Annotated in this window: 6 protein-coding genes; 2 read left to right on the forward strand and 4 right to left on the reverse strand. The window is 65.6% G+C overall.

From position 1 onward, the window contains the following. From eda to RMQ73_RS00635, 4 genes are all read right to left on the reverse strand, one after another. Positions 1–579 (reverse strand): bifunctional 4-hydroxy-2-oxoglutarate aldolase/2-dehydro-3-deoxy-phosphogluconate aldolase (gene eda / locus RMQ73_RS00620; protein ID WP_310496023.1); only part of this gene is annotated, 579 nt, incomplete at its 3' end. Continuing rightward, positions 576–1,559, reverse strand: a complete 984-nt coding sequence (gene glk / locus RMQ73_RS00625) for a glucokinase (protein WP_310496024.1) — start codon at positions 1,557–1,559, stop codon at positions 576–578. The genes glk and eda, both read right to left, overlap by 4 nt. Then, positions 1,552–3,000 (reverse strand): glucose-6-phosphate dehydrogenase, encoded by a 1,449-nt coding sequence (gene zwf, locus RMQ73_RS00630; RefSeq protein WP_310496025.1) that lies wholly within the window; start codon positions 2,998–3,000, stop codon positions 1,552–1,554. The genes glk and zwf overlap by 8 nt, the downstream gene beginning before the upstream one ends. A gap of 73 nt (positions 3,001–3,073) precedes the next feature. Continuing rightward, a complete protein-coding gene (locus tag RMQ73_RS00635) occupies positions 3,074–4,351 on the reverse strand; it encodes a cation:proton antiporter (protein ID WP_310496026.1) in 1,278 nt (425 codons plus the stop codon). A 158-nt stretch (positions 4,352–4,509) separates the two neighbouring features. On the opposite strand from RMQ73_RS00635, the gene RMQ73_RS00640 reads away from it, so the two are divergent. Together RMQ73_RS00640 and RMQ73_RS00645 are read left to right on the forward strand one after the other, a co-directional pair. Beyond that, positions 4,510–5,829: an NAD(P)-binding domain-containing protein gene (locus tag RMQ73_RS00640; RefSeq protein ID WP_310496027.1), complete on the forward strand. Its 1,320-nt coding sequence runs from the start codon at positions 4,510–4,512 to the stop codon at positions 5,827–5,829. A gap of 65 nt (positions 5,830–5,894) precedes the next feature. Next, on the forward strand, positions 5,895–6,366 hold a 472-nt coding region (locus RMQ73_RS00645; RefSeq protein WP_310496028.1), incomplete at its 3' end, for a TolC family protein.

Consider the following 6,366-nt stretch of genomic DNA (forward strand, 5'->3'; position numbering starts at 1 on the left):
CGTTATCGCTGCCCAATCGGTTTGCCCGCGTGCTGCGATCCAGCTGCCGCCGACACAGACGACGGACGGGTGCGCCAACCACGCACTGGCGGTGTCTGCTGAAATGCCGCCCGTCGGGCAGAATCGCACGGCTCCGAACGGTCCGGCCAAGGCCTGCAACGCTGGCAGCCCGCCATTGGCCATGGCCGGAAAGAATTTGAACCGTGTCAGCCCCATGTCAAGCCCGCGCATGATGTCGCCGGCATTGGCCACGCCGGGCAGAAAAGGGATGCGCGCTGCCACCGCCGCCTGCCCCAGCGGCTCGGTCAGCCCCGGCGAGACGATGAAGCGCGCGCCGGCAGCGATGCTGGCATGCAGGTCTGCGGTATTGAGCACTGTCCCGGCTCCGACGACGGCACCCGGCACCTGCGCCATTTCGGCAATGACTTCGCGTGCGGCGGGCGTGCGCAACGTCACTTCGAGCACGGTGAGACCGCCGGCGACCAGCGCGGCGGCAAGCGGCCGGGCATGGGCCGGGTCATCGACCACCAGCACCGGGATGACAGGCGCCATCGCCATGATCGCGTCGATTCCGGTCATGTGTTCAGCCTTGCAAAAGCAGCCGCGGCACCGAACAGGCCCGGCTGGGGATGGGTGATCAGCTTGACCGGAATGCCCTGCATCATGGTTTCGAACCGGCCCTTGGCGGCAAAGCGCTGGGCAAAGCCGGAGCGTGGCAGATGGTCCGCAAGCCGTGCGCCAAGCCCGCCGCCGATGACGACAGCCGATGCGCCCTGCGCCAGCGCGATATTGCCGGCAAAGCTGCCCAGCGCGAGGCAGAATCGATCGAGCGCTGCCGCCGCCAGGCTGTCGTCCCCGGCCAGGGCCGAGGTCCAGAGCGCCTTGTCGTCCTGCGGCGGCACGGCGCGACCTTCGAGGGCAGCCAGCGCGGCATGGATATCAGCAAGGCCAGGGCCTGAAATCACCCGTTCGGCCGATACTCGGCGGTATTTGGCGCGCAAATGCACCAGTATCTGGTCCTCGATGGAATCTGTGGCGGCAAAATCGCCATGGCTGCCTTCGGTCGGAATGACGCGGTAATCGCCGCCACCGATCTTGAGCAGCAGGCCAACGCCCAGCCCGGTGCCGGGACCGAGCACGCTGACGACGCCGGCATCGGGCAGCGGCACTTCCGGGCCACATAAATGGCGAAACTGCGCGGGCGGCGCCTCGCCGACGGCATAGGCTACCGCCTCGAAATCATTGACCAGCACATGGGCATCGACGCCCAGTTTCGCGTTTACCTGGGCCGGGCGGATGATCCAGGGATTGTTGGTGAGCTTCAGCACGTCACCCTTGGCCGGGCCGGCCACGGCAATGGCTGCGGCGCGTGGCAGCGGCTCGGCGATATGGACGCCAAAAGCCTCCCAGGCCGTCTGCAAGCTGGCGTAGTCGGCGCAGCGCGTCACCAGCTCCGGCCCCAGCGCCGTCACCCGGCCTGCTGAGATCGTCGCAATTGCAAACCGGGCGTGCGTGCCGCCGATATCGGCGGCCACCAGGGTGCGGGATGCGTCAGTCATGCCAGCTTACTCCGTCGCGTTCGGTGAGAGCGATGGCCGCTGCCGGCCCCCAGTTGCCGGCGGCATAAGGGCGGGCCGGCATGGTGGTTTCGGTCCAGCCCGCACGGATGCCGTCGATCCAGGTCCATTGTGCTTCCACTTCGTCGCGGCGGACGAACAATGTCTGCTGGCCTTCGATCAGATCGAGCAGCAGGCGTTCATAGGCGATGCGGCGGCGCACATCGGCAAAGGCGTTCTGCATGCCGATATCAAGCGGCACCGCGCGCAGCTTCAGCCCGTCCCGGTCCAGGCCCGGCACTTTGGCCATCATCGTCAGGCCGATGTTTTCTTCGGGCTGGATAGAGATGATGAGCTTGTTCGCCGCCATCCCGGCATCGCCGAACATGGAATGCGGCACGGCGCGGAACTGCACGATGATCTCGCTCAGCCGGCCGGGCATGCGCTTGCCGGTGCGCAGATAGAATGGCACGCCCTTCCAGCGCCAGTTATCGACATGGGCTTTGATGGCCACGAATGTCTCGGTGTTCGACGCCCGACCCAGTTCGTCCGCATAGCCGGCCACCGGCTGGCCGGCGATGGCGCCGGCGCCATATTGGCCGCGCACGGTATGGGCCGCGACGCCGGCTGCCGTAATCGGCCGCAAGGACCGCAGCACCTTGACCTTTTCATCGCGCACCGACGTGGGGTCGAACCGTGCCGGCGGCTCCATCGCGACCAGCGCCAGCAGTTGCAGCATGTGGTTCTGCACCATGTCGCGCAGCGCCCCCATGCCGTCATAATAATCGGCGCGCCCTTCAAGGCCGACGGTTTCGCCGACGCTGATCTGGACATGGTCGATGCCGGCGGCATTCCACAAGGGTTCGAACAGGACATTGCCGAAGCGCAGCGCCAGCAGGTTCTGGACCGTTTCCTTACCGAGATAGTGATCGATGCGGAACGTGCGGCTTTCGGGATAGGCCGCTGCCACCGCGTCGTTGATCACGCGGCTGGAGGCCAGATCGCTGCCCAATGGCTTTTCCAGCGCCAGGCGCGCACCGTCTCCGGCCAAGCCTGCCCCGGCAAGGCCGGCAATCGTCGGGCCGAACAGGCTGGGCGCGGTGGACAGGAAGATGGCGAGGCGGCCAGGATCGCCGACTTCGGCTGCCAGCGCTGCAAAACCGTCGGTCTTTGTGGCATCGAGCGGTACATAGGCCAGGCGCGCCAGAAACGCTGCCACCGTTGCGGGTGGCCGCCGCTCGGCCTCGACAAATTGCTCGAGCGCCTTGGCAGCAAGATCACGGAACGCGGCGCTGTCCAGTGCGCTGCGGGCCGTGCCGATGATCTTGAGCCCCTCGGGCAACAGGCCATCGCTGGCCAGGCCGAACAAGGACGGCAACAGCATGCGGCGGGCAAGGTCGCCGGTGGCACCGAACAGCAACAGGCTTGTGGCGGGAACAGTCATGCAGCCGACTTGAACAGGAATGTCGGGTCATCCGCAAGGCGCGCGGACCAATGCTGCGCATTGCTGTCGCCTCTCACGCCTCGATACCTTGCGGAATGACATGCCCGGTTTTGGGCAACAGCCAGCGCAGCAGCGGCCCGGTCATGACCGTCGTAATTACCGCCATCACCACCAGCATGGTGAACACCGGACGCGGCAGCACACCCAGATCATAGCCGATATTGAGCACGATCAGCTCCATCAGCGCCCGCGTGTTCATCAGGCTGGCCAGCACGCCCGATTCTGCCGGCGTGTATCCCGTCCAGCGGCTGGCGAAATACACCGGCACCACCTTGCCGGCGATGGCGGCCACAAGGATGACGGCAAGCCAGCCCAGATCGCTCACCCCCAGCCCCAGAAGATTGGTACGCAGGCCGGTGAAGGCAAAGAACACCGGCAGGAAAAACACCAGCACGAACTGGCCCACCTGATGCTTCCAGGCGGCGACAAAGCCTTGGTGACGGTGAAACAGCAGCCCGGCCAGAAACCCGCCGAATATCGCAAAAATACCAAGGCTGTAGGTGGAAATGGCAAGCGCGAAGATCAGGCAGATCACCACGGCTACAAGACTGGGGTCGAGCTGGCTGTTCTGTACGGGAAACAGCTTCACGAGCCGCGCCGCCAGCGGTGCCAGCACGAACCGCGACAGCAGCATCAGCCCGGCCAGCCCCGCCATTTGCAGCGCCAGCGCCTCACCTGAGAAACGCGCCGCCGCCAACGCCGAAATCGCGGCCAGCAGTACCCAGCCTGCTACATCATTGGCCGCTGCGGCCGCAATCGCCACCACGCCCAATGGCCGGTCGGTCAGCCCGAATTGTGCCAATATGCGCCCCAATATCGGCAGTGCGGTGATGGCCAGCGCATTGCCGACGAACAGGCTGTAGAGCAGCGGCGAAATGCCCGGCGCCAGCGTCGGCGCGCTCCACAGGCCAATGGCCAGCCCCAGGCCGAAGGGCACGCCGATAGATGCCAGCGCGATGGCTGCCATGCCGCGGCGATGGCGCTTGTCGGACAGATGCGCGAACTCGAAATCCGCGCCGATCTGGAACATCAGGAGGGTCAGGCCGATCTGGCTGATGACCGTGACGGCCGGCTGCGGTTTGGCGCCGAACAACGCCAGCGAAAGATCCGGCGCCAGCGCACCGAGCAGCGATGGCCCGAGCATCAGCCCGGCCAGGATTTCGCCGATGGCGCCCGGCTGGCCGAGTTTGCGGGCCACCACGTTCATGGCGCGGGCGGCGCCGATCATGATGATGAGCTGGAGCAGAACCGAAAACAGCAGGTCTTCGGTGGCATGGACGGCGCTGGTCATGGTGAGGCCGGGGAGCTTTCGCAAAATCTGGCAAGGGCGCCAATCTGCGGATAACACACAAAGGGCACGCCAGGCGCAAGGGGCAGCCCGGCCGGCCTGCATCAATATGCACCAAAGCGTCAGGTAGCGCGGGCGTGCTTGCCGGCTACACTGCCGCCATGGCCCATCAACCCATAGCGCTCATCGGGGCCGGTTGTTCCGGTTTCACCACTGCCAAGCGGCTGAGGGATGCCGGCATTGCCTTTGACTGGTTCGAGGCATCGGACCGGATCGGCGGCAACTGGGCCTATCAGAACCCGAATGGCATGAGCAGCGCCTATCAGTCGCTGCACATCGACACGTCGAAAACCCGGTTGCAGTTCGAGGATTTTCCGGTGCCGGACGATTGGCCCGATTTTCCGCACCACAGCCTGATCGCGCAGTACTTCAACGACTATGTCGATCATTTCGGATTGCGCGGCCTGGTGCAGTTCGAAACACCGGTGACCGCCGTGTGCCGCCGCGGAGATGGCGGCTGGGACGTGACGACCCGAAACGGCACCTCGGCTTATCGGGCGGTGGTCATCGCCAACGGCCACCACTGGGCGCCCAATCGCCCGGCGTGGCCCGGACGCCTTGATGGCCCCGTCATCCATGCCCATGACTACAAGACGCCGTTCGATCCCTTCGACATGCGCGGGCTGCGCGTGCTGGTGGTCGGCATGGGCAACAGCGCGGTGGATATCGCATCGGAACTGGGCCAGCGGTCGTTGACCGAGCGGCTGATGGTCTCGACGCGGCGCGGCGTCTGGGTGCTGCCCAAGGTGCTGAACGGCAAGCCGGTGGACAAGACACCGCTGCCGGCCTGGATGCCGCCGGGGCTGGTGCGCAAGCTTGCCGCGCGCACCATCATCAAGGCAATCGGGCGAATGGAGGATTACGGGCTCCCCACGCCCGACCATCGCCCGCTGGAGGCGCATCCCACTGTCAGCGGCGAGTTTCTGGGCCGCATGTCGAACGGCGATATTGTCATCAAGCCGGGAATTGACCGCCTGGACGGGGCCGAAGTCGTGTTCACGGACGGCAGCCGCGAAGCCGTCGATGTCGTCATCACTGCCACGGGCTACAACATCGCCTTTCCGTTCCTGGAGGCCGGGGACGCGGCCATCACCGACAATCACATCGGGCTGTACAAGCGCATGGTGCAGGCCGACCCGGCCTTGCACGGCCTGTGGTTCATGGGGCTGGCGCAGTCGCTGCCGACGCTGGTCAACCTTGCCGAACAGCAATCCAAGTTGCTGGTGGCATGGTTGAAGGGCGACTATGCCCTGCCGGATGTTGCAGAAATGCTGCGCAGCATTTCTGCGGACGAGCGGCGTTACCAGGGCCATTATTATGCCAGTCGCCGGCACACGATGCAGGTGAATTTCGAGCCTTATGTGGCCGATCTGGCGCGCGAGGCAATCCGGGGCGCCCGGCGCCAGAAGCAGCTCGCCTGATGTGTCACGGGGGGCAATCGCCCCTCGCGCCGTGTCAACTGTTTGGCTATGGCTTTCCGGAACCTATGAAACACCCCCTTTTTCCATTGTCATTGGCTGCATTGCTGTTGTCGCAGGCGCCGGTTGCCGCGCAGTCGCTGCTGTCAGGCCGCGATGATCCGCGCGGGCTGATCCCCGCCCAGCCGGCGCCGCAACTGCCGGGCCAGACAGCGTGCGGCGACGTGCCGGCGCGCGCGCTGACGCTGGCCGATCTTGCCGACATTGCCCTGTGCCGCAATCCGCAAACGACGTCGGCCTGGGCCGGCGCCCGCATCGCTGCTGCACAATCGGGCGCGGCGCGGGGGCGGCTGTTGCCGTCCGTCGATGTCCAGATCGGCCCGACGTTCAGCCGTTCAGACAGTTTCCTGAACACCGGTTTCGTCGATTCCAACGGCCAGGTCATCAGCGGCGCATCGACGGTCTGCAACGCCACGACCACGGCGCGGTTGGCGGTCAATTACCTCATATTCGATGGTGGCGCCCGGCGGGCAGGGATCG

The organism is Sandarakinorhabdus sp. (assembly GCF_031430775.1).
Lineage (GTDB): Bacteria > Pseudomonadota > Alphaproteobacteria > Sphingomonadales > Sphingomonadaceae > Sandarakinorhabdus.

What these genes read in the sequence shown, in the direction of transcription:
- zwf (WP_310496025.1), bottom strand. Translation starts at nt 3,000, where the DNA reads ATGACTGTTCCCGCCACAAGCCTGTTGCTGTTCGGTGCCACCGGCGAC.
- RMQ73_RS00640 (WP_310496027.1), top strand. Translation starts at nt 4,510, where the DNA reads ATGGCCCATCAACCCATAGCGCTCATCGGGGCCGGTTGTTCCGGTTTC.
- RMQ73_RS00635 (WP_310496026.1), bottom strand. Translation starts at nt 4,351, where the DNA reads ATGACCAGCGCCGTCCATGCCACCGAAGACCTGCTGTTTTCGGTTCTG.
- glk (WP_310496024.1), bottom strand. Translation starts at nt 1,559, where the DNA reads ATGACTGACGCATCCCGCACCCTGGTGGCCGCCGATATCGGCGGCACG.